Genomic DNA, 2,343 nt, shown 5'->3' with positions numbered 1-2,343 from the left:
GACAGTCAGCGCTTTTGCTGCCTCTCCGAACCGATGGCCACCACCGGGCCCTGCTTTGGTCAGTCAGCAGAGACGGGCAGGCTCCGTACTCCCCACACCCCCGGCGAACCAGGCCGGGCCTCGAGCGGTGCGAGAACGGGGCTGATTATGCGGGAGAGTTGGAGGGCGGGGATAAGTCTCATCCAGCCGCCCCAAACACCGTCATCCTGACGAAAGTCAGGACCCGGATCGCAAAGCGGAATTCGGGACAGACGCGTTCAGATCGAACGGAAGCGCCAAGCGGGATAGAGGCGCCATGGTCGCTTCTACCCTGTCTTATGAGCTGGGTTCCGGCTTTCGCCGGAATGACGGTTCGAAATGACCCAGATCTTTTCCCTGCGCGTGTAATTCCGGGGGCAGGCGTCGGATAATGCGCGCCTCGCGCCCATTCGCCCCTTCATCGCTTGCCGGGATGTCGCCGCTCGGCGACCGAGAATGCGGGAAACGTGGTTTTAGCGCCTTAATTCCATCCGTCCCCCTGCTTCCTAGCAACGCCTTCCCATGGGCTTCCAAATCGGAAACTGTCATCTGGAGTCAGAAACAAAGAACCCGCCAACTCAACAAGTTGGCGGGTTCTTTTTGGGTGCGGGGGTAGGATTTGAACCTACGACCTTCAGGTTATGAGCCTGACGAGCTACCGGACTGCTCCACCCCGCATCAGGATGGTTCCGCCGGACGCGGTGTCCAGAGGAGGCGCGTGTGTAGAATGCCAGACCTGTGCCGTCAACAGCATAGCTGCGCTTGGCCTGCAAACATATCCGTGGCTTATGTAGAGGCATGCCCCACTCGACAGATGCACACGATTCACCTGCCGCAAAAGCGCTCGAGGAATGGAAATCCGGCCAGCGCGAAACGGCCCTGGACACATTGCTTCCCGCGGCTTCGAAGGGCGATGACGCAGCCCTGACGCTGCTGGTTCAACTGATCGGCCTGCCGGATGCCCCCGCTCTCACGGCCGAACTCGCTCAAAAGGCGGTCGAGGCCGCTCCCGCATCCATCCTGCGCAACCGCCACCGGGCCTATTTCCGTGCGTCCGGTACGGGCTCAGCGCCGAGTTGGCCGGCCGCTCTGGCCATGCGTCTTGATGATGCGGCCGAAGGCGATTGGCAGGGCAGAACGGAACTCGGCCTGCTGGCCCTGCTGGCAGGCGAGGAGGCTTGCGGCATCGCCTGGCTTGAAGAGGCGGCAAGGCAGGGATCCGGCCACGCGATCGCCGCCCTCCTGCGTCTGTCGATTATGCGCGGCGCAATCAGGCCTGCCGCCCGGGATATCGGCAATGGCCTGGCCCGCTCCGGACATCCTCTGGGGCAGGGTCTCCTGTCCCAGTGCGCCGGCCTGCCAGTCGACGAGGCCGTGTTTTCCGGCCCGGTCGATCCAGGCGAAACCCTCGCCGCGATCGCAGCCGGCATCGCCCCAAAGCCGCACGGCGAACAGACGCTGAGTGACAGGCCCCGCATCCGGCAATGGGATAAAGCCCTCCCAGCGCCCCTATGCGATTATCTGACGGTTGCCGCGGCGCCACTCCTTCGTCCCGCGGAGATCATCAATCCGCGAACCGGTCAGATGGAGGCGGATCCCTATCGCTCATCCCTGACGGCAGCCATTCCCGAACATGTGATGGATCTGGTCCTCTGGGCCGTGAAATCGCGGATGGCCGCCCTCGCCGACCGCCTGCCGGCACATGGCGAACCGATATCGGTGATCGTGTACCGTCCCGGCGAAGAGTATCGCGCGCACTTCGACTTCATCACCGGTTCGCAAGACACCGCGGGCAACGGTCCCGGCCGCCGCGGACAACGCGTGGCGACCAGCCTGATAAGGCTCAACGACGAATTCCGGGGCGGAGATACCGTCTTCCCCCGGCTCGACATCACCTGGACCGGCAAGTCCGGTTCAGCCCTCAGCTTCGACAATGTTGATGCGGACGGAAAAGGCGACAAGAGAACCCTGCATGCAGGAAAGCCTGTCACTGAAGGCGTGAAGGTTCTCGCGAGCCTCTGGCTTCGAGAGCGTCCATGACGTCTCGGTCCTGGCGCTCCGACCGACAGGACCGAGAGATGCTTGAGCCAGTCTGTTTGCATGCAGACCGACGCCCTGGCCTGCCGGCAGGCACAAAAAAACCGCGCCAGGGCGCGGTTCGTTCGAGCTCCCGGAGGAGCATGACTGTAGAGGGTTATGATGGATCTATCGTGCAGACCGGGCAGCGACCTACTCTCCCACGCCTTAAGACGCAGTACCATCGGCGCTAGGGGTCTTAACGGCCGTGTTCGGGATGGGAACGGGTGCGGTCCCCCTGCAATAACC

The 2,343-nt window shown here is 63.1% G+C and carries 1 protein-coding gene, 1 tRNA gene and 1 rRNA gene; 1 reads left to right on the top strand and 2 read right to left on the bottom strand.

Annotated features, from left to right (window positions below; genetic code table 11):
• Positions 1-619: 619 nt before the first annotated feature.
• Positions 620-696: transfer RNA gene (locus tag AC13HB_RS00015), tRNA-Met, on the bottom strand.
• Between the two features lie 120 nt (positions 697-816).
• On the opposite strand from AC13HB_RS00015, the gene AC13HB_RS00010 reads away from it, so the two are divergent.
• Positions 817-2,058, top strand: a complete 1,242-nt coding sequence (locus AC13HB_RS00010; RefSeq protein ID WP_482947666.1) for a prolyl hydroxylase family protein — start codon at positions 817-819, stop codon at positions 2,056-2,058.
• Between the two features lie 176 nt (positions 2,059-2,234).
• Here the strand turns inward: AC13HB_RS00010 and rrf are convergent.
• A 5S ribosomal RNA gene (gene rrf, locus AC13HB_RS00005) occupies positions 2,235-2,343 on the bottom strand; the annotation flags it as partial.

Source organism: Maricaulis sp. B-26, assembly GCF_056857855.1.
Note: the sequence above shows the minus strand (reverse complement) of the source record. Positions and strands in the feature narration are given on the sequence as shown.

Coding starts and splice junctions, on each gene's coding strand:
- AC13HB_RS00010 (WP_482947666.1), top strand. CDS start 817: ATGCCCCACTCGACAGATGCACACGATTCACCTGCCGCAAAAGCGCTC.